This is a genomic window from Massilia puerhi (genome assembly GCF_009861485.1).
The window spans coordinates 392,204-414,947 of sequence record NZ_WOFW01000001.1; the positions used below are offsets into that span (position 1 = coordinate 392,204).

18 protein-coding genes are annotated in these 22,744 nt (G+C 68.7%); 7 read left to right on the top strand and 11 right to left on the bottom strand.

The genetic code is table 11. The features are described from left to right. Window positions 1–25: 25 nt before the first annotated feature. Genes GNT67_RS01765 through GNT67_RS01775 form a run of 3 tightly spaced genes read left to right on the top strand, consistent with a single transcriptional unit; the run spans window position 26 to window position 3,531 of the window. Window positions 26–1,357 (top strand): sigma-54-dependent transcriptional regulator, encoded by a 1,332-nt coding sequence (locus GNT67_RS01765; RefSeq protein ID WP_159627996.1) that lies wholly within the window; start codon window positions 26–28, stop codon window positions 1,355–1,357. After that, complete coding sequence (locus GNT67_RS01770; protein ID WP_159627998.1) at window positions 1,354–2,709, top strand: sensor histidine kinase; 1,356 nt, start codon at window positions 1,354–1,356, stop codon at window positions 2,707–2,709. The genes GNT67_RS01765 and GNT67_RS01770 overlap by 4 nt, the downstream gene beginning before the upstream one ends. A 51-nt stretch (window positions 2,710–2,760) precedes the next feature. Next, complete coding sequence (locus GNT67_RS01775) at window positions 2,761–3,531, top strand: spermine/spermidine synthase domain-containing protein (protein WP_159628000.1); 771 nt, start codon at window positions 2,761–2,763, stop codon at window positions 3,529–3,531. On the opposite strand, the gene GNT67_RS01780 is transcribed toward GNT67_RS01775, so the two are convergent. Next, the gene (locus GNT67_RS01780; RefSeq protein ID WP_159628002.1) at window positions 3,494–4,003 is read right to left on the bottom strand and encodes a hypothetical protein; all 510 of its coding nucleotides are present in this window, start codon (window positions 4,001–4,003) and stop codon (window positions 3,494–3,496) included. The genes GNT67_RS01775 and GNT67_RS01780 overlap by 38 nt on opposite strands. After that, window positions 4,003–4,200 carry a hypothetical protein gene (locus GNT67_RS01785; RefSeq protein WP_147936230.1) on the bottom strand — a complete coding sequence of 66 codons (198 nt, stop codon included), beginning with the start codon at window positions 4,198–4,200 and terminating at the stop codon, window positions 4,003–4,005. The genes GNT67_RS01780 and GNT67_RS01785 overlap by 1 nt, the downstream gene beginning before the upstream one ends. Window positions 4,201–4,562: 362 nt before the next feature. Here GNT67_RS01785 and GNT67_RS01790 point away from each other — a divergent pair, with 362 nt between their 5' ends. Continuing rightward, window positions 4,563–6,986, top strand: a complete 2,424-nt coding sequence (locus GNT67_RS01790; RefSeq protein ID WP_201447552.1) for a TonB-dependent receptor plug domain-containing protein — start codon at window positions 4,563–4,565, stop codon at window positions 6,984–6,986. A gap of 3 nt (window positions 6,987–6,989) precedes the next feature. Here the strand turns inward: GNT67_RS01790 and GNT67_RS01795 are convergent, their stop codons facing one another. Together GNT67_RS01795 and GNT67_RS01800 are read right to left on the bottom strand one after the other, a co-directional pair. Beyond that, complete coding sequence (locus tag GNT67_RS01795) at window positions 6,990–10,256, bottom strand: CHAT domain-containing tetratricopeptide repeat protein (protein WP_159628004.1); 3,267 nt, start codon at window positions 10,254–10,256, stop codon at window positions 6,990–6,992. Continuing rightward, window positions 10,253–12,058, bottom strand: a complete 1,806-nt coding sequence (locus GNT67_RS01800) for a caspase family protein (RefSeq protein WP_159628006.1) — start codon at window positions 12,056–12,058, stop codon at window positions 10,253–10,255. The genes GNT67_RS01795 and GNT67_RS01800 overlap by 4 nt, the downstream gene beginning before the upstream one ends. A 229-nt stretch (window positions 12,059–12,287) precedes the next feature. Here GNT67_RS01800 and GNT67_RS01805 point away from each other — a divergent pair, with 229 nt between their 5' ends. Genes GNT67_RS01805 through GNT67_RS01815 form a run of 3 tightly spaced genes read left to right on the top strand, consistent with a single transcriptional unit; the run spans window position 12,288 to window position 14,266 of the window. Beyond that, window positions 12,288–13,088 carry a hypothetical protein gene (locus tag GNT67_RS01805; protein WP_159628008.1) on the top strand — a complete coding sequence of 267 codons (801 nt, stop codon included), beginning with the start codon at window positions 12,288–12,290 and terminating at the stop codon, window positions 13,086–13,088. Window positions 13,089–13,119: 31 nt separating this feature from the next. Further along, window positions 13,120–13,902, top strand: coding sequence for a DUF4852 domain-containing protein (locus GNT67_RS01810; RefSeq protein ID WP_159628010.1), 783 nt, complete (start codon window positions 13,120–13,122; stop codon window positions 13,900–13,902). 58 nt (window positions 13,903–13,960) lie between these two features. Further along, window positions 13,961–14,266 (top strand): hypothetical protein, encoded by a 306-nt coding sequence (locus GNT67_RS01815; protein WP_159628012.1) that lies wholly within the window; start codon window positions 13,961–13,963, stop codon window positions 14,264–14,266. A 2-nt stretch (window positions 14,267–14,268) separates the two neighbouring features. On the opposite strand, the gene GNT67_RS01820 is transcribed toward GNT67_RS01815, so the two are convergent. From GNT67_RS01820 to GNT67_RS01850, 7 genes are read right to left on the bottom strand one after another with little or no spacing between them, the layout of a single operon-like run. After that, a complete protein-coding gene (locus GNT67_RS01820; RefSeq protein ID WP_159628014.1) occupies window positions 14,269–15,804 on the bottom strand; it encodes a hypothetical protein in 1,536 nt (511 codons plus the stop codon). After that, window positions 15,801–17,885: a hypothetical protein gene (locus GNT67_RS01825; protein ID WP_159628016.1), complete on the bottom strand. Its 2,085-nt coding sequence runs from the start codon at window positions 17,883–17,885 to the stop codon at window positions 15,801–15,803. Before GNT67_RS01825 ends, GNT67_RS01820 begins: the two co-directional genes overlap by 4 nt. After that, a complete protein-coding gene (locus tag GNT67_RS01830) occupies window positions 17,869–18,852 on the bottom strand; it encodes a BatA domain-containing protein (protein ID WP_159628018.1) in 984 nt (327 codons plus the stop codon). Before GNT67_RS01830 ends, GNT67_RS01825 begins: the two co-directional genes overlap by 17 nt. A gap of 4 nt (window positions 18,853–18,856) precedes the next feature. After that, on the bottom strand, window positions 18,857–19,741 hold the full coding sequence (locus GNT67_RS01835) for a DUF58 domain-containing protein (RefSeq protein ID WP_159628020.1): 885 nt from the start codon (window positions 19,739–19,741) through the stop codon (window positions 18,857–18,859). Between the two features lie 14 nt (window positions 19,742–19,755). Continuing rightward, entirely contained in the window at window positions 19,756–20,760 is a 1,005-nt protein-coding gene (locus GNT67_RS01840; RefSeq protein ID WP_159628022.1) for an AAA family ATPase, read from the bottom strand. Between the two features lie 3 nt (window positions 20,761–20,763). After that, window positions 20,764–21,387 carry a DUF4159 domain-containing protein gene (locus tag GNT67_RS01845; RefSeq protein ID WP_159628024.1) on the bottom strand — a complete coding sequence of 208 codons (624 nt, stop codon included), beginning with the start codon at window positions 21,385–21,387 and terminating at the stop codon, window positions 20,764–20,766. Between the two features lie 15 nt (window positions 21,388–21,402). Next, entirely contained in the window at window positions 21,403–22,740 is a 1,338-nt protein-coding gene (locus GNT67_RS01850) for a TldD/PmbA family protein (RefSeq protein WP_159628026.1), read from the bottom strand. Window positions 22,741–22,744 lie beyond the last annotated feature (4 nt).

The window sequence follows — 22,744 nt, forward strand, 5'->3', positions numbered from 1 at the left end:
GCGGGAGAATGCTATGCTGGCGGCCATGCCCACCGTTCTCATCATCGACGACAACGCCGCCGTCGCCATGGCGCTCGACGTGCTGTTCTCGCTGCACGACATCGCCGCCCTGCGCGCCGCTTCGCCCGAGGAAGGCCTGGCCATCCTCGCCAGCGAGCCGGTCGACCTGGTGATCCAGGACATGAACTTCACGGCCGACACCACCTCGGGCGAGGAAGGCGTGGCCCTGTTCCGCGAGATCCGCCTGCGCCACCCCGACCTGCCGGTGATCCTGCTGACCGCCTGGACCCACCTCGACGCGGCGGTCGACCTGGTCAAGGCGGGCGCCGCCGACTACCTGTCCAAGCCCTGGAACGACGAGCGCCTGCTGGCCACGGTCGGCAACCTGATCGAGCTGGGCCAGGCCAACCGGCTGTTGTCCAGCCGCCTGCAGCGCGAACGCAAGGCCAGGCGCGAACTCGAACTGCACTTCGACCTGCGCGGCCTGGTCTGGCAAGACCCGGCCACCGAACGCGTGCTGCACCTGGCCTGCCAGGTGGCGCGTGCCGACGTGCCGGTGCTGATCACCGGCCCCAACGGCACCGGCAAGGAACGCATCGCCGAGATCATCAAGGCCAATTCGACGGTGGCCGACGGCCCCTTCGTGGTGCTCAATTGCGGCGCCCTGCCGTCCGAACTGATCGAGGCCGAACTGTTCGGCGCCGACGCCGGCGCCTACACCGGCGCCTCGAAGGCGCGCGAAGGCAAGTTCGAGGCGGCCGACGGCGGCACCCTGTTCCTCGACGAGATCGGCAACCTGCCGCTGGCCGGCCAGATGAAACTGCTGCGGGTGCTGGAAACCGGCCGCTTCGAGCGGCTCGGCTCGAACCGCGAGCGGCAGGTCAAGGTGCGCGTGATCAGCGCCACCAATGCCGACCTGTCGGCCATGATCCGCGCCGGGACCTTCCGCGAAGACCTGTTCTACCGCCTGAACGTGATCGAGCTGCGCCTGCCGCCGCTGGCGGCCCGTCCAGGCGACATCCTGCCGCTGGCGCATGCCTTCCTGGGGCGCGGCAAGACCCTGCATGCGTCGGCCGAGGCGGCCCTGCTGGCCCATCCCTGGCCCGGCAATGTGCGCGAGCTCAAGAACGTGATGGCGCGCGCCAGGCTGCTCTCGAGCGGCGACACGATCCGGGTAGCCGACCTCGGCCTACCGGCCGCCAGCCTGTCGGTCCAGGAGTCCGAGCCCGACCGCGACGCCATCGCCGGGGCGCTGGCGCGCGCCGGCGGCGTGGTGGCGCAGGCGGCGAACGAGCTTGGCCTGTCGCGCCAGGCGCTGTACCGCCGTATGGAACGACTGGGAATCGCCCGCCCATGAGCCAGGCGCCGGCCAGGACCAGGTTTTCACTGGTCACGCGCCTGTCGGCGCTGGTCGGCACCCTGCTCGCGCTGGGCATGCTGGCTGCGCTCGGCCTCGATTCGCTGTTCCCCGGCCGGCCGGTGCTGGTGGCGGCCCTGTGCCTGCTCGGGCTGCTGCCGGTGGCGATCATTACCCTGCGCACGCAGGTCCAGCCCATCCTGTCGCTGTTTCGCGCATTGGAGGGAACGGTAGACAGCTACCGCGACGGCGACTTCTCGTTCAGCCTCTACTACCCCCACAACGATGAATTGAGCGACCTGATCGCGGCCCACAACCGGCTCGGCGCCGTGCTGCGCGAGCAGCGCCTGGGCCTGGCGCAGCGCGAACTGCTGCTCGATTCGATGGTGCAGAACACGCCGGTGGCGATGCTGCTGGTGGCCGACTCGAGCGCCAATGCCGGCGTCATCGTTTACGCCAACGTCGCCGCGCGCCAGTTGCTGGCGCACGGCCGCAAGCTCGAAGGCCATGCGCTGCGCGCGCTGGTCGACGAGGCGGCGCCGGCGCTGCGCGAGGCGCTGGCGCGCGGCGGCGACGGCCTGTTCAATACCGGCGACGGCGAGAACGAAGAGGTCTATCACCTGGCGCGCAGCACGTTTACGCTCAATGGCCGCCGTCATGAGCTGCTGCTGCTGCGCCAGCTGACGGTGGAATTGCGGCGCCAGGAGGTGCAGACCTGGAAGAAGGTGATCCGCGTGATCAGCCATGAACTGAACAACTCGCTGGCGCCGCTCGCCTCGCTCGCGCATTCGGGCGCCGAGCTGGTGCGGCGCGGCCAGGTCGAGCGCCTGCCGCAGATCCTGCAAACCATCGGCGAACGCACCCGTCACCTGGAAACCTTCATCCTCGGCTATGCGCGCTTCGCCAAGCTGCCGTCGCCGCGCCTGGAAGCCTGCCCGTGGCCGGGCCTGGTCGCGCGCCTGTCGGGCCAGGTCGCGTTCTCGGTCGAGGGCGAGCTGCCGCCCGACCCGGTCTGGGCCGACGCCGCCCAGCTCGAGCAGGCGCTGCTGAACCTGCTCAAGAACGCCCATGAATCGGGCTCCAGGCCGGACGACGTGGTGCTGCAGGCGCGCCGCGTGCAAGACCAGTTGCGCATCGACGTGCTCGATCGCGGCAGCGGCATGAGCGAGACGGTGCTGACCCAGGCCCTGGTGCCGTTCTACTCGACCAAGCGCAGCGGCACCGGCCTGGGCCTGGCGCTGGCGCGCGAGATCGCCGAAGCCCATGGCGGACGCATCCTGCTGGCCAACCGCGAAGGCGGCGGCCTGGCGGTGACGCTGTTCCTGCCGGCGCTGCCGGCCCCTGCGGGCTGAATGCGGCGCCGGCTCTGGTAAGATCGGGCTCGCCTTTCGCCAGATTCCGCCATGCCGCCGTCCACCATCGATCCCCGTTTCGCCCAGCCCGGCCATCCGCCCGCCACCATCGACGAATTCGAGGGCGTGCGCTTCCTGCACCTGGGCACCTCGTGGGTGCAGGGCGCGATGCGCATCGCCAGGCCGGACACGATCGAACTCGAATACGTGCAGATGATGATGATGTGGACGCTGTTCCAGCGCGCGCCGCGTCATATCGCCCAGCTCGGGCTGGGCAGCGCGGCGCTGACCCGCTTCTGCTACGGGCGCTTTCCCGACGCCCGGGTCACGGCGGTCGAGCTCAATCCGAACGTGATCGCGATCTGCCGCGCCCTGTTCGGCTTGCCCGAAGACGACGAGCGCCTGGCGGTGCGCGAGATGAACGCGCTCGACTTCGTGCTCGACCCGGCCAACCACGGCACGCTCGACGTGTTGCAGGTCGACCTGTACGACCAGGACGCGCGCGGCCCGGTGCTCGATTCGGTCGAGTTCTACCAGGGTTGCCGCGACTGCCTGGCGCCGGGCGGCATCATGACCGCCAATGTGTTCGGCGACTTCGGCAACTACGACAAGAACTTCCTGCACATGGAGCAGGCGTTCGACGCCGTCGTCTGGCTGCCCGAGGTGCACGATGCGAACATCGTGGTACTGGCCTTCAGGGATGCGCCGGACATCGATTTTTCGGTGCTGTACGAGCGCGCCGGCCAGATCAAGCGGCGCCTGAACCTGCCCGCCAGAGACTGGGTCAACGGCCTGAAAGAGTGGATGCGCGACCACGCGTGACACCAAGCATGTGGCGCGGCTTGGGCGGCTGGCGTCCCGGATGCTGGCCGGTCACGCCCAGCTCGGAGGCCGGCACCGGCGCGCCGAGCAGCGCGAACACCGCGCCGCACGGTTCGCGCTCCAGCGCCAGCACTGGAAACACCCGCTCCAGGTTCGCGTACTTGGCCCAAGCGCCGGCGCCGCGCGATGTCCTCGGCGGGATCGACATCGCGGCATAGCCGCGCGCGCCTCTTTCCACCTCCGTGATGCTGCGCATGCGGGCATCGTACGCATCTTCGCTCGCGCCGTTATCGGCATGCGAACAGCGCACCCGCAGTTGCGCGCCGGGTAGTGGATGATCGTGGAGTTTCTGGTTGGGGGCGTGCCACAGCTGCATGAGCACGATGCCGGTCGGCCCGTGGGCGTCCCAGGCGCTTTCGAGACTGCCATGCTGCTCCAGGCCGTAGCGCTTGCAGAGCTGGGTAATATTCATTAGTCGTTCCGTTGCCGTTGGCGCCGCTCGCGATTGCGGCGGGCGGCGGGATCCTGCATGGCCCGCAGCAGGATCTCTTGTGAGACATTGCAGCTCTCGAGGTACACCAGCCCGGCCGAGACGCCCCGCGTCTCGGCCAGGAACAACGCATATTCGGTAGCGAGCGCGGAACGCTCGTCGATTCGTCGTTGAATCATGATGTGGCTGCCTACGATGTGCGGCGAAAGCGCCGCCTTCAAACCCCATGCTAAGGCCACGCACGAGCGCACCATTGGAAATCTTGTTAGAGAACGTAACAACTCAACAAACATTTCAATGCAACGTTTCTCACTAAAAACTTCTTTATTCTCAGCGCATTACCCGACACTCATGAAATTGTCGTGAGGTGTGAAGCGCTGTCTCTTTTAAGAGACTAATCCCCAAAGTTTCACCTTCGTATTTACTTATTTCAATTGCTTCGTATTTAGTTTCCAAAACCCATTGCTAAGATCAAATGACACTCTAATGACAGGGTGACATGACAAACATCAACGCAGGGGATATTGGGATGAGAATGAGGATGACCAGGAACACACTGCCGCGCCGCGCCCTGCTGGCGACGGCCCTGATGGCGGCACTTGCGCCTGCCAGCGCCCAGCAAGCCGACGACAGCATGTCGCAAGTCGTCGTGCTCGGCTCGCGCACCCAGGCCAAGACCGCGCTCGATACCGCGGTGCCGGTCGGCCTGATCAACAGCAAGGACCTGCAAACCGCCGGCACGCTCGAACTGGGCAAGGTGCTGCAAAACCTCGACCCGTCGTTCAACTTCACCTCGACGTTTGTCAGCGACGGCACCGACATCATCCGCCCCGCCACCCTGCGCGGCCTGGGCCCGGACCAGCTGCTGGTGCTCATCAACGGCAAGCGCCGCCACCAGCAAGCCCTGGTCAATGTGCAGCAAACCATCGGCCGCGGCTCGGCCGGCACCGACATCAATGCGATCCCGCTGTCGGCGATCCAGTCGATCGAAGTGCTGCGCGACGGCGCCGCGGCCCAGTACGGGTCCGACGCGATCGCGGGCGTGATCAATATCATTCTCAAGAAAGGCGCGACCAACGGCAGCCTGAGCGCCAGCGCCGGCACCACCGACGAAGGCGACGGCGACAACTACTCGGCCAGCGCCAACCGCGGCTTCGCGCTGGGCCAGGATGGCGGCTACCTGAACCTGTCGGTCGAGGCGCGCAAGCGCGACGAAACCAATCGCGCCGGTCCCGACACCTTGCGCGTGAACCCGCCGCGCGTGACCCAGCGCCTGGGCGACAGCAATGCCAAGGACTACTACTTGTGGATGAACTCGGCCATCCCGACCGCCGGCGGCGAGTTGTACGCCTTCGGCGGCGCCTCGAAACGCAAGGGCGATTCGGGCGGCTTCTACCGCCCGGCGGAAGACTCGCGCAACGTGCCGGCCGTGTATCCGACCGGCTTCCTGCCCAATATCGTGACCACCGTGCAGGATGCCTCGCTGGCGGTCGGCTACCGCCACGACCTGCCCCAGGGCTGGAGCGCGGACGCCAGCGTCAATCACGGCCGCAGCCAGCTGCAATTCCATGAACGGAACTCGATCAACGTCAGCTACTGGTACGAGAACGGCGAGTCGCCGACGTCGGCCGATACCGGCACGCTCAAGTTCGAGCAGACCACCTTCAACCTCGACTTCAAGGGCCCGGTGAACGTGCTCGGCGGCGAGCTGTTCGTGGCCGCCGGCTTCGAATGGCGGCGCGATAACTACGAGATCGAGGCCGGCGACCCGGTGTCCTACCAGTATGGCCGCACCAACAATCCGGCGATCATCATCCGCGACCAGAACGGCGGCATCGCCGCGTCCGGCATCCAGGGCTTCCCCGGCTACACGCCGGCCACCGCGGTCGACGATGGGCGCCACAACACGGCCTACTACCTCGACCTGGAGCGCCGGTTCGGCGACAGCGTCACGCTCGGCGCGGCGGCGCGCCACGAGCGCTATTCGGACTTCGGCAATACCACCATCGGCAAACTGAGCCTGCGCTGGGACCCGAGCCGCACCATTGGCCTGCGCGCCAGCGCCTCGACCGGCTTTCGCGCGCCCGGCGTGCAGCAGAAGTTCTACAGCTCGGTCTCGACCAACCTGAACGCGGCCGGCGTGCTGACCGAAACCCTCACCGCGCGCGAGGACAGCGCCGTCACGCGCGCCTTCGGCATCGCGCCGCTCAAGGAAGAAACCTCGAAAAGCGCCAGCATCGGCATGATCCTGCGTCCGACCCAGGGCTTCTCGGTGACGGCCGACGTGTACCGCACGCGGATCGACGACCGCATCGTCTTCTCGAGCAATATCGCGCCCGAGTCCGGCCCTTGCCCGACGCCGGCGGCATGCCCGATCCGTTCCATCCTCGATCCGCTGCGCGTGGGCCAGGCCCAGTTCTTCACCAACGCGATCGACACCACCACCACCGGCTTCGACCTGGTGGCGCAGCAGACCATCAAGGGCCAGGGCTCGACCCTGGTGCTGTCCGGCCAGCTGGGCTTCAACAAGACCGAGGTCGACGCCCGCAATTCGCAGTCTCCGGTGCTGACCGGCGCGCAGCTGTTCGACGACGCCCAGGTGACGCTGATCGAGCGCGGCCAGCCGCGCAAGCACCATGTGGTGTCGGCCGACTACACGACCGGACCGTGGAACGTGACGGCGCGCGCCAATTACTTCGGCGAAGTGCAGGGTCAGGGCTTCACGGCGCCGTTCGTGCAGACCTGGGAAGCGAAGTGGATCGTCGACCTGACCGGCCGCTACGCCTTCAACAAGCAGCTGTCGCTGTCGGCCGGCGTGAACAACCTGTTCGATACCTATCCGACCCGCTGGGACCCGGTGCGCGCGGCGCCGTTCCCGCAGATGGGTTTCACGCACTGCTGGGAGACCTGCCCGTTCGGCATGAATGGCCGCTCGGCGTATGTGAAGGCGGACTACACATTCTGACCGTCAGGAACCGAGCAGCGTGAACCCGGCCCAGTAGTAGGGATGGCCGTAGGACGGCCTGGCAACGGGTTCGTCGATGGCCTTCAGGCCGCGTGCGGCGCCACCGGGCGCCGCGCGCCGGATCTGGCGCACCTGGGCCGCGCGCAGTGCTTCCGGCTTGCCGGCGCCGCGTCCCAGCGCCCCATAGAAGTCGGTCATCAGGGTGGCGGTGGAGCGGTCCGATACCCGCCACAGGCTGGCCAGCACGTGGCGCGCGCCGCGCTCGCGGGCCAGCCATGCCAGGCCCGCCAGTTCGCGGCCGCTGGCGTCGACGCCGGCCGGCACCGCCGTCTCGCAGGCCGACAGCGTCAACAGATCCAGGCCGGCGAAGCTGAAACGCGCCTGCGCCAGTTCCGCCAGGCTCAAATGCCGCCCCTCTCCCAGCACCAGGTAGGAACCGTCGTCGCGCCCCGGCCGCAACACGAAATGGCTGGCGATGTGCACCATGCTGTCGCGTTGCAGGGCGCGCGCCAGGGCGGCGGCGGTGAAGCCGGCATCGAGGTAGGTCGCGTTCGGGATCTTCCCGGCCTTGCCGATGGTGCGCACCGCCTGCAGTTCGCGCGCGACGAACGGCAGGGCCGGCAGCTCGCCGCTGGCCTGGCTCTGGCCGAACAGGGCCACCGACCTTGGCCGCGGCGCGACGGCGATGCGTGCCGCGCCGCCGTCGATGTCGGCGCTGCCCGTCACCTGCAGCGGCAGGCGCTCGACCAGCCACTGGCGGCCATCGTGCAGCATGGCGAACGGCAGGTAGCGCAGCACGCCGTTCAACGACAGCGTCAGCATGCGTGCGCGTGCCAGCTCCGGCAGCACCGGTTCGAGCAGCTGGCGGAACAGGCGTTGCGCTTGCGTGCGCGGGTCCTTGCCGGGGTGTTGCGCCAGGCTGCGCAAGTGGGCGATGTCACGCACCAGGCCGGCCTGATCGGCATCGAGCGTCACGACGCGCGCGACGCTGCCATGCTGGACCACCAGGCGGATACGCTGTTCGCCCACCAGGTAGGTCAGGTGCAGGCGGCCCGGCGCCAGCGTGGCGCGTCCCGGGCTGGTCCACGCTGTCGCACCAGCCGCACCAGCCGCACCAGCCGCGCTGGCCGCCGTCGCGGTCGACGGCGCCGGCCCGCCCCACTCCTCGGTGGCCTGGTCCAGCAAGTCCTTCATCACCGTCTGCGCCGCCGCCAGTTCGGCCGCGCCGTCGGCGCTGCCCTGGGCCTGGCGCGCCCTGGCCTGGGCCAGCGCCTGTGCGGCCTGCTCGAGCGAGCGTGCGCGCAGCGCGAACTGGCGCTCGGGGGCCGCATCGATGCCGTCGAACCGCAGGCGCACGACGCGCGCATCGTGTTCGCCCGCGCTATCGGCGCTGCGCACCAGGTCGTGGAATTCGTTATCTTCGACCATCGCCAGCACCCGCTCGGCTTCGCCGATGCGGCCCCGGTCGAGCAACTGGTCGACGAGGCGCTGGTAGGCCGCCTTCTTCAACTGGACGAAGCTGTGCTGCTGCTCGACCGGCAGGCCGGTCGTGTTCTCGCGCGCCGCCTGCAAGGCATTGACCGCCACCTTGCCGAGAAAGACGGCATGCGCGCCCGCGTCGAGTTCGCTCAACTGGGCAGCGGCGCGCGCCTGCAGCAGCGTGGCGTGGTTGGCCAGGCCGATCGCCATGGCGCGCGCGCTGTGCTCACGTGCCAGCGCCCGGTTGGAGCCGCGCGCATGGAGCGCGGCGGCGTCGAGCAGCGCGCTGGCGTACGCCGGGTTGGACAATCCGCGCGCCTGGCCCACCTGCTGCGCCAGCGCGCTGCTGCGTGCGGCCAGCGCGGCCAGGTCGGCGCCGCCCCGCTCGGCGCGCACCGCATCGAGCGCCAGCGCGACCTCGAACTGGCCGTTGGCGGGCGGATCGGGCAGCGCCGCGACCCGGCTGGCCAGCCCGGCCAGCGCATCCTCGGCCTGTTCTGGCCGTCCCAGCGTGCGCAGCGCCTGCGCACCGAGCATGATGGCGGCGCGTTCGTCGCCATCCAATTCGCCGTGGCTGCGCGCCAGGGCCGCGGCGCGCTCGGCTTGCGCCAGCGCCTCGGCGGCCTGGCCCAGCGCCAGCAGTGCCCGCGCATGGTCGAGCTGGTGCGCCACGCACGAGGCGGCAACCGCGCCCGGGATCGCCAGGCAGGCCCGCAGCGCCGCCTGCGCCGCCGCCGCCGAGCGGCCGAGACGGTTGTTGGCGAGCTGGGTTTTCGCCACGTCCTGCCAGGCGTTCATGGTCTGGGCATTGTCTTCGCCCAGCGCCGTGCGGCGCAGGTGCAATACCCGTTCGGCCTCGGCCGCCGCCTGCGCGGACTCACCCAGGCGCAGGTGGATGCGGGCCACGCGCGCCAGCGCGTAGCTGATGTCCACCGCATCGGGACCGTAGCGCCGGATCGCACTGGCCAGGCCCAGTTCGGCAAAGCCCAGTGCGGCGGCGTCGTTGCCGGCCTGGGTATGCCAGGCCGCCATGTCCTGGACGCTGGTCTGGGTTTCGGTGCGGTCCGGGCCGAATGCCGCCAGGCGGATCCGGTAGGCGCGCTCCAGGTAGTGATACGACTCCTGCATCTTGCCCTGGCCGAGCAGCAGGACGCCGACATCGCGCATGCCCCAGGCGTGGTCGGTGCTGTCGGTGCCGGACGTGGCTTCCCAGATGTCCATCGCCTCACGCGCGTAGGGCAGGCCGCGCGCATACTCGCGCGTGATCATGGCGATGCCGGACACATTCGACAGGGTGGTGCCGTAGGAACTGCTGTTGGCGCCGGCCAGTTGCGCCTTGATACGTAGGGCCTCCTCGCCCCACTTCCAGGCCAGGTCGTAGCGGCTCCACTGACGGTACAGGTACATCAGCTCGGCCGGGTAATACATGCGCTCGCGGTACGGATCGTCGGGCTGCGCGCCGCTGCTGAGCCGCTGGCGCAGCGCCCAGCCTTCCAGCAGGGCCGCCTCGCTGTCGGCATAGCGGTGCACATGATGCAGGGTCTTGCCGACCCTGAGCAGGCTGGCCGAGACGCCGTGCTGGTCGGCGGCGTCGCGGCACAGGCGCAGCGCCTGCTCGAACGATACGATCGCCTCCGGGTAGCGGCCCTTGGCGACGTCCTGCTCGCCCACCTCGATCAAGGCGTCGGCGGCGGGTTGGCAACTGGCGGCGGCGGCGCCTGTCGCCAGGCACAGCCAGGCGGCCAGTCCGAGCCTGCGCAAGCTGCCGCCGAACGACGGTTGCCGCCTCATTGGACGGCTCCAGGGGCGACCTGCCAGCTGATGCGGGCCACCTGCGCCGCGTCGGGACGACGACGGCTTGCCAGCGAAGCGCCGCGTTCGCCGTCATCGCTCACGTCATCGCGCAGCGCGTCGAACACGGCGAAGCGGCGCGGCATGGCGCCGTCCACCGCAGGCGCAGCCACCAGTACCAGCCATTCCGGTCCGCTTTGCGCGTCTTGGGCCGTGACCTCGAACGCGCGTTCGACACGGCCCGATCGCGGCGGCAGGCGCTTGCTGTCGCCGCCGAACCGGGGAAACACCCGGGTCGCCGGTCCGGTCAGCGGCAGGTGCACGATGCCGGCGTCGACCGCACCATCGCCACCATTCTCGACGATCACGCGCAGGCGCGTGCCGGGCGCCAGCGGGCCCAGGTCGCGGTCGACGAAAGGCAGGCTGGCGCCGGCCTGGCCGGGCGGCTTGATCTCGATGCGCGCCTGCAGCAGCGGAGGCGCCGCTGCCGTCGACGGCAGCGCCAGCACGGCGGCGAGATCGGCGGCGCGGGCACGCAACGCCGGCAAAGCATCGTCCGCGACCCGCAGGCGCAGCGCGTCACGGCCAGGGAGGGAGAGGCCGACGGTGCTCACGCCCCGCCGCCGGTCCACGACGGTCAGTGCCGGCGCAGCCACGGCAGCCGGCAGGCGCCGCGCCCAGCCCGCGCTCGCCGCGGCATGGCCAGGCGTCGCCAGCCGTGCTTCGTTCCAGCCTGCCTCGGTCACACGCCAGGTGCTGGTGGCGTGCTGCAGGACGTCGCCCGCCTGCAGGCCGTCGAGACGGCCATACGGCACGTACCAGCCGCGTTCATCCTGGCGTACCGGCCACGATGCCGGCGATGCGGCCGCCGTCCACAGCGCCTGCTCGAGCGCGCCGGCATACACCGGCGAAGGACGCGCGCTGGCCGGCAACTGGCGCTCGTCGAACGCCTGGCGGTAGTAGGCGCTGGTGAGGTCGGCCCATGCCAGGTAGCTGGCCGGCCGGTCGCGCAGGCCGGCGATCAGGGCGCGCGTGAAGATGCCGCGCGCCTGGCCGGGATAGTCGCTGGCGACAGCCTCGGCGCTGCGTTGCTGCGATTCGGCGGCGAAAAAACCGATGAACAGCGGGCGTTCGCGCGAACCCGTCGCGGGTTGCGGCGCCTGCTTGCCGGTGCCGGTGACGGGCGCGGAGCGCCCCGCCAGGCTCGCCGCCCGTGGCGCGCTGCGCAGCACGGGGCTGGCCAGGCCGCGCCAGGCCAGGCCGGCGTCGCCGCGGGTGCTGCCGGCCGCATGGCAGGTGTCGAACATGGCCACGACCCGCACCCGGCGTGCCGCGAGGGCGTCGATCGCGTGGCCGATATCGGTGCTGCTGACGGTGCCGGAGAGCTGCTGGCTGCGGCTATCGAGGCGGGCATCCTGCGCCAGCAGGCGCACCTGCTGGCCGAACGGCGTTTGCCACAGGCTGGGCCGGCCCGGCGTCAGGATGCCATGGCCGGACCAGTAGATCACCAGCACGTCGTCCGGCTGCAGCGTCTTGGCGTAGCGCGCCAGCTGGGCCAGGACGGCGCCGCGGGTGGGCGCGGCCGCGCCATCGACGCCGTCGGCCAGGCTGACGACGCGCTCGGCGGCGAAGCCCTGCGCCAGCAAGGCATTGCGCATGGCCGGCACGTCATGGCGCGGCCCGTCCAGCCAGGCGCTGCGCGGCAGGGCCGGCGGGCTCGATACCCCGACCAGCAGTGCGTGGCGCTCGGACGCGCCGGCCGCGCCGGCCACCCACAACAGGATAAGCAGGCAACGGCGCATCAGGAACGGGCGCCAGCGTCGATCGGGATTGCGGGGGCGAGGATGGGGATCATCCGAAGATTATGGGTCAGCCGCGCGTGTTTTGTCGACCACGACGATACAAAGAATGCACGGTGAATAATTTTCTGAAAAATGCTGAAAATAGTCCGGACCGGTGCGTTCTGGTTGGTGAATCACATAGCGACAGACTGCGCTCGCAGTACGGCAAACTGAAAGAAGGATCACCATCATGACTCATCGCGGCAAGATTTTGCGGGACACCAACGCCGGACCCGGCCTGCTCAGCAGCGGCGGCAACCAGCATCCATTTACCCTGGAGTCGCACTGGAAATCCGACCAGCCGCCCCGGGTCGGCATGGTGGTCGACGTGTCGCTCGACGCTGCGGGCGGCCTGGCCGCGGTGATGCCGGTGGCCGACGCCCAGCTGGCCAAGGAGCAGGCCGACCTGGCCCTGCAGGCGGCCAAGGCCAAGGGGGGCGCTCTGGCGGCGGGCCTGACGGCGCGCTTCGGCATGCCGACCCTGGTGGCGCTCGGCGTGCTGGTGGTGGGCTGGTTCTTCCTCAACACCATCGCGGTGCAGGTCTCGTCCCAGTACAGCGTCGGGATGTCGCTCTGGAAGCTGCTCGGCGTGCTCAATTCGCCGTCCGGCCTGATGAGCGGGCTTGGCGGCGGAGGCGGCGGCAGCGGCATCTATGGCTTCCTGTGCATCGTCGCCCTGCTCGGCCCGCTGTTGCCCCAGGTCTGGAACGACAAGCGCGCCCACCTGGGCGGCCTCTTGCCGCTGGCCTTCATGCTGCTGATCGTGCTGATGTTCTATCTCGGCATCAACGACGGCGTCAAGCAGGCGCAAGGCGCGGCCAGCATCTTCGGCGGCGCACAGGCCGCACAAATGGCCGAAAGCGTCAGCAGCATGATGCTGCGCGAAGCCATGCGCGCGATCTCCTTCGGCGCCGGCGCCTGGCTGTCACTGTTGGCCAGCCTGTACCTGGCCGGCCGTGGCCTCATGAAATTCCTGGCCGCCAAGGCCTGAACCAACCCGACCACCTTCATCAAGGAACATCATGTCCCACCACCAAATCCCGCCGGTGCGCCGTCCATTCGCCACGCTGCTGGCCATCACCCTGCTGGCCGGCCTGGCCGCCTGCAAGGACAAGGCCCCGGCCGATGGCGCCGCCCCACCGAACCTGGCCGACGCCGCCCAACCTGCCGTCATGGCCGAACAAGCCAAGCAGGAAGCCAAGCAGCAGGCGCTGGCCAGCCGGCCCAAGGGCGATCCGAACACGCCGGCCAGCAGCTACATCGAGCTCAATAGCGGCAACCAGATCATGTTCGCCTACCTGGGCATCGCCGGCATGCCGATCGATTACAACGAGGTGGCCAACACCTATTCGCGCGACTACCGGTCGGCCTCGGACGAGTTCATGAAGAACGACCTGCTCAAGGCGCTCAAGGTCAAGATCGACGCCGGCGTGGCGCAGGCGGCCCAGCAGCGCTACGTGAAACTGGAGATTCCCGACTCGATCCAGAAATATGACTTCGAACAGAAGGGCTTCCCACTCGATTCCTCGGTGTGGGAAAAAGGCTCGTACCGCTATTTCAACGACAACAGCGACTACAAGCTTGGCTTTAGCAACGGCGCCGACTTCCGCTACCTCAGCGTTCCTGAAGAAGACAAGGCGCGCGTGATCGAGGGCTTGCGCAGCAAGTACGAATCGCCACGCACGGTGGTCTATGGCTTCGTGCAGGACGCCGACGTGAGCAACAAGACGGTCAACGCGCAGATCCTCAGGATCGACCTGGTCGACCGCAAGGGCAACGTGCTCGCAACCCAGACCGTGCAGTAATACTTCGCGGGGCGGCATGCCGCCCCGCTTCCATCACTCGAATGACAAACCCATCGACATGAAAAAAATCCTCCCGACCCTCGCCTGCCTGTCCAGCCTGGCCATGCTCACCGCCTGCACCACGATGCAGTCGAATACCATCCGTGAAGTCAGCGACAGCAATGTCAAGCAATGCCGGCCGCTTGGCGAGGTCCATGGTTCCGACGCCGTGTTCGTCGGCCTGAGCGCCAGCGTCGGCTCCAGGAATGCCAAGGCGCGCGCCATGAACGACGCCGTGCGGCTCCAGGCGACCGACGTGGTGTGGTCGCAGCGCGGTACCAGCATGACCAACGAATGGGTGGGCAAGGCCTACGCCTGCAAGTAAGTTCAGCGCCGTTCGCGCCACCACAGCAGCAGCATCGCGCTGGCAAACGCCAGCGCGAACGGCCAGGCCGGCATGGGTCGGGTCGGTCCTTCCTGCGCCGCGAGCGGGGTGCGCGCAGCGTAGCGCTGCGTGGCATCGCGCTGTTGCATCGCCTGCCATTGCGGCCAGTCGGCCCGGTCGTACACATACAGCGCATGCGCCCCGGCCCTGGCGTCCTGCATCCGCAGCCAGCCGGATTTTTGCGGCCACAGCGCGACGCACGATGCGTCAAGGCGGTCCGCGCGCTGCTGCCAGCGCAAGGCCTGTTTCAGTTGCGGGAAAGCGACTTCGCCACCGACGCCACGGGCGCACACTTCGAGGCGCTGGCCCGGTAGCGGCATCTCCGTCGGCGCCAGCCATTCGGTTTCCCGGTCCAGCGTCACGCCGACCCGGTCGAGCACACCCTGCCACCACAGCGCCAGCGCGCGCGGTTCGGCGATCGCATGGCGGTGCCATTCGCTCACGCCCAGCCAGGCGATGCGGCCCTTTTGCCAGTCGCGGGTCCAGACCATGTTCTCCGAACCCCGCCACGGGCCCGCCTCGACCGACGCTGGCAGCAGCGGCGCCAGCGGCATTTCCAGCGGCGCCTCCAGCTTGCCGCCCAGCGGCTGCGCGCGCAGCGGCAGTTGCAGGGTGCGCGACCAGATGCCTGGGTCGTTCGCGTTACCGCCCAGTACCAGGAGCGGCATGCCGTCGGCCACGCGCTTGAGTAGCGCCGCCCGCTCGCCGGCGCCCATGCGTTCGAAACGGGCGGCATCCAACACCATCAGGTTGGGCGCCGTCATTTCCTCGCGTGGCGCTTCGGTGCGGGTGATGTCGCGGCCCAGCGTGACCTGCCAGTCGAGCAGCGCACCGCTGCCGGCCATCAGCTCATTGAGCACGCGCAGGTCGAACGATGGCGCGCCGAAGCGGCCGACGACCTGCAATGGCGCCGGCTCGTGCACCGTGAACGGAATCGGCCCCTCGGCGATGACCTTGTCCCCGGCGTCGAGCAGGCGCGCCTTGAGCACGACGCGCTCGGCCACCGGCGGCATCCATTCGACGCTGAGCGTGCCCGGGCCGCTGGCCTGGGCGATGCGCTGGCCGTTCTCGGCCAGCAGTTCCAGGCGCGCATCAACCTTGTCTTCACGCTCGACGCGCAGGGTGAAGGGGCGGCCCAGCGCCAGCTGGCTCGGGAAATCGAGGCGCAGCGCCCCGCCCTTCGGCGCTTGCCAGGCCAGCGGCAGGGCCGGCAGATCGTTCCATGCGGCGGCGCGCAGGCCGTCGCCTTCCAGGCGCAGGGCATCGACGCCCTCGAGCGACACGGGCGGCGCCGCCGGGTCGATGGCGAGCGTACGGCCCGCCTCGCCAGGCACGCGCAGGTCGGACGCGAACAGGCCCAGCGTGGCTGCCGCGACGACCACCAGCAGTGCGTCGAGCCACTGGCGCCGGCGCAGGTAGAGCGCGGCGCTGGCCAGGCCCGCCACGGCGATGGCGCCGATGAGCAGATTGTGGTTCATGGCGCGCCTGCCGCACGCCAGTTGCGCTCGAACGGCGTCTCGACCCTGGTCGTCGCCTGCAGCAGCACCTGGCCGTCGCCGGCGCCAGTGCGCAGCCAGGCGCCCAGCACCGGCCGGCAGGCGACGCAGCCATCGGCCACGTCCTGGATCGCGCGCTGGGCGGCCAGGCGCTGTTCGTCGTCCTTGAGGCGGGTGCGGACCCAGTCGTTGGCGGTGCGGCTCCACAGTGCCGGCAGCACGGCCTCGCCGGACAGCGCCTGCACCAGCGTGCGCAGCTCTTCCGGCAGCGGCGCATCCTGGCCGGCCTGCTGGCGGCGATAGCTGGCGGCGCCCGCCATCTCGCCGGTCATGCGCTTGTCTTCCTTGATCGGCGGTGGCGTGAACGCGGTCTTGTGCAGGAAGATGCGCTCGGCCTGCTGCAGCTCCTTGATCGCTTCCAATGCCTTGTGCTCGGGCGCCAACGCGGTTTTTGGCGCGATGGCGCGCAGCGACTTTTCGGCATCCCACATCGCCACCAGCGCGCGCCGCAGCACTTTCTTCGTGCCCTCGTCGTACATGGTCGCGTTCTCGGCCTCGTCGTGGGCGTGTCCATAGGTTTCGAGGATGTGCTGGGTCTCGTTGACGATGGCGCTCTTGCGGGTGTTCGGGTTGCCGTGGTCGTGGCCATGACCTTCCTCGTGCGCATGCTCTCCAGGGCCATGGTCGTGGCCTTCGTGATCGTCGTCCTGTTGCGCGCCGCCAGTGCCGGAGCCGGCGTTATCGGCAAACAGCGTCGATTCCTCGCCCAGGAACTGGCCGTAGCGGCGGCGCAGCTGGGCCTGGTCGTTGGCGATGCGTTCGCTGCGGTCGCGCACATCCTCGGCCGCGATCCTGGTGCCGCGCATATCGGCGATGAGCTGCTCGGTGTCGATGATGATCTGGCGCTGGCTGCGCAGCGAGGCCGGCTTGACCAGCGAGGGCATCGCCGCGCTCTCCTCTTCCCCTTCCTGCTCGGGCGCCGGGCGGCGCACGGTATAGGTGGGCGACTGCACGGTCTGGGCGCGGCCGGCATTGTCGGTCGCGCGCACGAAGAAATACAGCTCGTCGCCCGGTTCCAGTTCCAGTTCGGCCAGCGACCACTGCTTCGACCAGTCGCGCCGCTTGGGGTCGTTTGATGCCGGCAGCGGCATTTCGCGGTCGGTGAATTTCACGTTCTCGCCGCTGCCGCGCGCCAGGGTCATGTGCAGGGTGGCGCGCCGGATCGCGTAGTCGTCGCGCACTTGCACCCCCATCGCGGCGCTGGTGGCGGTCTCGCGCAGGTCCTGGATCATTTGCGTGGGCGCCGTGATCGTGATTTCGGGTGGCTGGTCGGGGATCACGCGCAGCGTGTGACGTTCACCGCGCCAGCGCCAGACCACCGATTCGGTGGCGGTCCAGCGCGCGCATTCCTTGCCCGGCTCGAGCACCTGGCCGTTGCCCAGTTCGATCCTGTTGTCGCCCGCGGTGCCATCCTTCAGGCACCAGCTGACGACGGTCTGTTCCGGCGCCTGCAGGTCGCGCGGGGCCGATTCACTCGGCGCAACGCCGGTATAGGCCGGTGGCGCGAGCTTGACGGTGAGCCCGGCCAGGGTGGCGGCGGTCGCACTGCCGACCGGGCTTGGCGCGGCCACCCCGCCCGCTTCCGGCGGCCGCGTGGTGGCATACCACACCATCCCCGCCAGCACGGCGCTGACCAGGATGATCGGATAACCGGCCGACACGTGGCGCGCGACGATCTGGCGCAGCTGGGCCGGCGAGATGACGGCGTCCAGGCGATCGAACAGGCGCTGCTGCTGCAGGCGCGCGATCGGCGAATCGGCCTGCTCGAGCAGGGCAGCGCTGTCTTCCATCTCGGGCACGGCGCCGTCCAGCCAGGCGGTCCACTCGAAGGTGACGCGGCGGCGCAGCTTGACCCAGTCCAGCGCGCACCAGCCGGCCCAGGCCAACAGGCCCGGTCCGGACGGAATCGCCAGCCACGGCAAGGCGCCGATGATCCACAGCGGCAGGCGGCGCAACTGCGCCGCGCGCCATACCCGTTTGGTGATCTCAACGCCTCCGTGCATGGGTGAGACTCCTTTCCAGTACAAAGAGGCCGGCCAGGATGGCCAGCAGGATGCCGCGCAGCGCGCCGCCCGGCGCAGGCGCGCTGGCGTCCGGGTCGGCCGCGAACGCTTGCGAGGACATCGTATAGGGACGCGGACCGATGTGGAGTTGCTGCCAATCGTCGAGCAGCGCACGCGCGGCATCGGGGTCGCGCGGCGGCCAATCCGCATGATGCCACAGGCGGCCGCGCGCGCTGTCGGCGTAGCGCAGGCCGTCCACCGCGCGCGCCTTGCCCAGTTCGGGGAAGGCGGACGGCTGAGTGACCCACCACAGCGATGCGCGCAGCGCGGCCGGCGGCGCCTCTGCGCGATCCCACACGATCAGCGTCGTGGCGGCGCCGGGCGTGTCGTCGACGACGATGTTTTCGGGGCCGGCCTGGGCGGCGAACATGCGGCGCCATTGGGCCGCGCGCTCGCTGGCGATGTAGACGTGGCGCTCGACCTTGGCCGGTACGACGGCCTGCGTGCGTACCTCGACCGGGCGGCCAAACGCCGGCTTCGCGGCCGGCATCGGCACGTCGCCCAGTACCAGCAGGCGCGCGTCACGCTGCCACTCGCGCTCGTGGGTGTGCACCCAGCCCAGCGCCTGCGCGGCCGGCAAGGCGACCCGCTCGGCATTCGCCAGGCCGGCCTGCGTCGCTTCGCGCTCGACCCAGGCGGCATCGGCCCCTTGCGTCACCACCACCGTGTCGCCGCGGTAGGGATAGACCGGATCGGCCAGCCAGGCGATGAGCAGCGCCAGCAACAGGCAGCGCACCAGCAGCAGCAAGGGGTTACTCCAGCGCCAGATCCGCGTCTGGCGCGGTTCGGTGCGCGGCAAAAAGCGCGCGGTCGCCATCGGCGCCGCCTCGTTCTCGACCCGCTTGCGGCGATGCCACCAGACCGGCAGCAACAGGATGGGCAGCGCCAGCCACCAGAGAGCATTCATGGCATTACCTTCCCGGCCGCCGCAGCCAGCGCCGCAGCACCTCGCCCGGCGCCTGCTCGATCGCGGCCAGCGTCAACGGGATGTCATTCTTGCGGCATTGCGCCGTGACCGCGCCGAAGTGCTGCTCGCGGTTGCGGCGGTAGCCTTCTTTCAGATCGGCGCCGAAACGGAACACGCCCTCGTCCCGTTCCGGGTCGCGGTAGGCCAGGTCGCCCGAAAAGCTGGCGTCGACCTCGGCCCGGGTCTGCAGGCCCAGCACGCGCACGTCGTGGCGCATCTGGCGCAGGCGCGTCAGGGCGATCGACAGCGGCGACGGCCAGTCGAGCAGGTCGCTGGCGGCATAGATCGCGCTGGGCGACTGGGCGAAGTGCAGGCTTGCCTTCAGGGTATCGGACTCCGGCAGGCTGCCCTCGGGCGCGGTGCGCTGCAGCTGGGACAGCACCCGCTGCAGGTGGCGCGGTCCGCGCAGGGCCGGCGTGAACGCCACCTTGCCGCCGCCCAGCACCACCAGGCCGAAGGCATCGCCCTGGCGCTGCGCGATCGCGGCCACGCAGCCGAGTAGCATGCGCGCATAGGCCAGTTTGTCGAGTCCCTCGATGCTGCGGCTCGGTTCGGCCATCGAGGCGCTGGCGTCGAGCACCAGCCAGACCGCCACATGGCTGTCGCGCTCGGCCTCGCGCACGAAATAGCGGTCGGCGCGCGCCGCCAGTTTCCAGTCGACCCGGCGCCACTCGTCGCCCGCCACATAGGCCCGGTATTCCGAGAACTCGACCCCGGCCCCGCGCTCGCGGCCCGCATGGATGCCGTGCCCGAGGCCGGCCAGCACGTGGCGGATGACCAGGTCGAGTTTCCGGGTGTGCGCAATCAGCGCGGTATTGGCTAACGACATGGTGCAAACGCCCGTTACGGCACCTTGATCTCGTTGCGCAGCGACTGCAGCACGTCGGCGATGGCGATGCCGTCGGCCTCGGCCTCGAAGTTGCGCAGCACCCGGTGCGCCAGCACCGGCAGCAGCATCGCCCCGATATCCTCGCGGGTGACGGCCAGCCGGCCCTGCATCAGGGCGCGCGCCTTGGACGCCAGCACCAGCGCCTGGCCGGCGCGCGGGCCAGCGCCCCAGCCGATATGCTTCTTGACCGCTTCGACCGTGGTCTCGCTCGGGCGGGTGGCGCGCACCAGGCGCGTGGCGTAGCGCACCAGGTGCTCGCCGATCTCGATATCGCGCACCAGCTGCTGCAGGCGCAGCAGGGTCTCGACATCCATCACCGGTTCGGCGTCCGACAGGCCTGCATGGGTGGTGCGCGAGACCATCAGCACTTCTTCGTCCTCGGTCGGATACACCACGTCGATGCGCAGCAGGAAGCGGTCGAGCTGGGCCTCGGGCAGCGGATAGGTGCCGGCCTGCTCGATCGGGTTCTGCGTGGCCAGCACGAAGAAGGGCCGCGGCAGCTTGTGGGTCTGGCCGGCGAAGGTGACAGAACGCTCCTGCATCGCCTCGAGCAGCGCTGACTGGGTCTTGGGCGGGGCGCGGTTGATCTCGTCGGCCAGCAGCACTTGCGTGAACACCGGGCCTGGCTGGAAGCGGAACACGCGCTGGCGGGTAGCCGCGTCTTCTTCCAGGATCTCGGTGCCGACGATATCCGACGGCATCAGGTCGGGCGTGAACTGCACCCGGCGGAACTGCATGTCGGTCGCTTGCGCCAGCGATTTGACGAGCAGGGTCTTGCCCAGCCCCGGCACGCCTTCGACCAGCGCGTGGCCGCCCGCCAGCAGGCAGGTGACGAGCAGGTTGACCACGTCTTCCTGGCCGATGATCACGCGCGCCATGCTGGCCTTGAGTTCGCCCACCTTCGCCGTCAGGGCGGCGATTTCCTGTTCATTCCACGCTACTGCATCTTGTTGCGACACTGGTCATGCTCCCAACGCATATTGAATGATGTTCACCGCGAAGCGGGTATTGTCGACCGCGAGAAAACGCTTGTTGCGAAAGTCGTAATCCCATTCGCAGCCATAGTCCTTGTTCGAGTACAGCACGCGCACCCGCCCGCCGATCTCGATCGCCTTCAGGTACTCGTGCACCAGGTCGTCGCCCCAGCCATTGAGTTCCATCGACGTCGTCGGCGGCCCGTCCTCGAACTTGAAGAAGCACGAGTACAGCGGGTGGTTGTTCGGGATCTTCTTCAGGGCCTGCGGCCCGAAGATCTTCGCCATCTCGGCCTCGAACGACTTGGCGAACAGGCCGTCGATGTCGTGGTTGCAGTCATCCACGAACACGAAGCCGCCGCCACGCACGTACTTCTCGAAATTGCTCCGTTCCGCCGGCGTGAACTGCACCAGCTTGTGGCCGGCCAGGTAGCAGAACGGCGCCTGCAGCATCTTCGGATCCGACAGGGCGACCATGCGCTCGGTCGTATCGACCCGCAAGGTGGTGTACTCCACCAGGGAGTTCAGCACATTGCTGGGCATGCGGATATCTACGTCCCAATTGCCCGATTCGTACATCAGGCGCGTGAAGTAGAAGTCGAAACTCGCCATCTCGATACGCTGCCGTTACACCGCGTCGGACAGCGAGGTGAAGTTGAAGTCGCGCACCTTCATCGGCGGCAGCACCATCTGGAACGGCACTTCGTCGCCACCGATGATCTGCGGCTTGCCCAGTTCGTCGATATTGTTCAGGATCGTGACCGGGCTCTCGTTGAAGCGGAAATTCTTGAGCGGGTACTTGATCTTGCCGTTTTCGACATAGAAGGTGCCGTCGCGGGTCAGGCCGGTGAGCAGCAGCGACTGCGGATCGACCATCCGGATATACCAGGTGCGGGTGACCACGATGCCTTTCTTGGTGCCTTCGATCAGCTCTTCGAGTGACTTGGTGCCGCCGGCCATGATCATATTGCCGTGGCCCGCAGTGGCGCGCTTGCCCATCTTCTGGGCCCAGTAGCGCGAGTAGTCGAGCGAGGCGATGCGGCCGTCCTTGATCAACTGGGTGCGCTCGCGCGCCAGCAGCGATTCTTCATCCCATGGCGCAACCGGTACGTCCTTGTCCCACGGATCGGCCCAGACATTCACCTGGCTGTCGAACAGCTTGTCGCCCAGGCGGTTCTTGCCGCCGGCTTTCGACAGGAAGCTGCGGCCTTCGTCGGCCGAGCGCGCATCGAACGCGCTGAACATATTGCCCAGGATTTCCGAGGTCGCCGCCGGTTCCAGGATCACGGTGTAGCGGCCCGGTTCCAGCGCGCGCGCCTCGACCGAGCGCAGCGCCTTCTCGATCGCGATTTCCGACGCTTCGCGCGCATCAAAACGCGCCGCATCGACCGCCGAGCGGGTCACCCAGCCCGAACCGCGGCCGTCTTCGGTACGCGCGGTGAGGCTGTACGACAGATTGGTAAAGTCCTGGTGGCCGAACACGCCGTTCGAGTTGGCGATGGTCGTAAAGCTCGTGCTGTCGGTGAAAAAGCCAGCGGTGACGAGCTTGTTCTTGCGCGCCAGTTCGATCGCGGTGGCCGCGACATCGGCCCGGAAGTCCGGGTCGATGGCCGCGGTCTTGGGCACGAAGGTACTGGTGCCGCGGTATTCCTGCTTCGTCACCGCCGGCATGAATTCCGGATTCTCCGGCGCCAGCTTGGCCAGCTCTTCGGCGCGGCGCACCGCCCGTTCGAGCGACTTGTCGTCGAATTCGTTGACCACGGCAGTGCCGCTGCGCTTGCCGAAGGCCACGCGCACGACCAGCTGCATGTCTTCGGTCAGGCCGGCGGTCGACACGCTATTGCGCGCGAAGCGCACATTGCCAACCCGGCTGCCGCCGATCTGCACCGTGCACTCGTCGGCTTTCGACAGCGACAGAACGCGATCGGTGATTTTTTTTGCTTGTTCCTGGTTCAGGGTTTTCATCCTG

Excerpts from the sequence above, each read along its gene's own strand:
- GNT67_RS01765 (WP_159627996.1), top strand. The coding sequence starts at position 26 with ATGCCCACCGTTCTCATCATCGACGACAACGCCGCCGTCGCCATGGCG.
- GNT67_RS01770 (WP_159627998.1), top strand. The coding sequence starts at position 1,354 with ATGAGCCAGGCGCCGGCCAGGACCAGGTTTTCACTGGTCACGCGCCTG.
- GNT67_RS01775 (WP_159628000.1), top strand. The coding sequence starts at position 2,761 with ATGCCGCCGTCCACCATCGATCCCCGTTTCGCCCAGCCCGGCCATCCG.
- GNT67_RS01780 (WP_159628002.1), bottom strand. The coding sequence starts at position 4,003 with ATGAATATTACCCAGCTCTGCAAGCGCTACGGCCTGGAGCAGCATGGC.
- GNT67_RS01785 (WP_147936230.1), bottom strand. The coding sequence starts at position 4,200 with ATGATTCAACGACGAATCGACGAGCGTTCCGCGCTCGCTACCGAATAT.
- GNT67_RS01790 (WP_201447552.1), top strand. The coding sequence starts at position 4,563 with ATGACCAGGAACACACTGCCGCGCCGCGCCCTGCTGGCGACGGCCCTG.
- GNT67_RS01795 (WP_159628004.1), bottom strand. The coding sequence starts at position 10,256 with ATGAGGCGGCAACCGTCGTTCGGCGGCAGCTTGCGCAGGCTCGGACTG.
- GNT67_RS01800 (WP_159628006.1), bottom strand. The coding sequence starts at position 12,058 with ATGCGCCGTTGCCTGCTTATCCTGTTGTGGGTGGCCGGCGCGGCCGGC.
- GNT67_RS01805 (WP_159628008.1), top strand. The coding sequence starts at position 12,288 with ATGACTCATCGCGGCAAGATTTTGCGGGACACCAACGCCGGACCCGGC.
- GNT67_RS01810 (WP_159628010.1), top strand. The coding sequence starts at position 13,120 with ATGTCCCACCACCAAATCCCGCCGGTGCGCCGTCCATTCGCCACGCTG.
- GNT67_RS01815 (WP_159628012.1), top strand. The coding sequence starts at position 13,961 with ATGAAAAAAATCCTCCCGACCCTCGCCTGCCTGTCCAGCCTGGCCATG.
- GNT67_RS01820 (WP_159628014.1), bottom strand. The coding sequence starts at position 15,804 with ATGAACCACAATCTGCTCATCGGCGCCATCGCCGTGGCGGGCCTGGCC.
- GNT67_RS01825 (WP_159628016.1), bottom strand. The coding sequence starts at position 17,885 with ATGCACGGAGGCGTTGAGATCACCAAACGGGTATGGCGCGCGGCGCAG.
- GNT67_RS01830 (WP_159628018.1), bottom strand. The coding sequence starts at position 18,852 with ATGAATGCTCTCTGGTGGCTGGCGCTGCCCATCCTGTTGCTGCCGGTC.
- GNT67_RS01835 (WP_159628020.1), bottom strand. The coding sequence starts at position 19,741 with ATGTCGTTAGCCAATACCGCGCTGATTGCGCACACCCGGAAACTCGAC.
- GNT67_RS01845 (WP_159628024.1), bottom strand. The coding sequence starts at position 21,387 with ATGGCGAGTTTCGACTTCTACTTCACGCGCCTGATGTACGAATCGGGC.
- GNT67_RS01850 (WP_159628026.1), bottom strand. The coding sequence starts at position 22,740 with ATGAAAACCCTGAACCAGGAACAAGCAAAAAAAATCACCGATCGCGTT.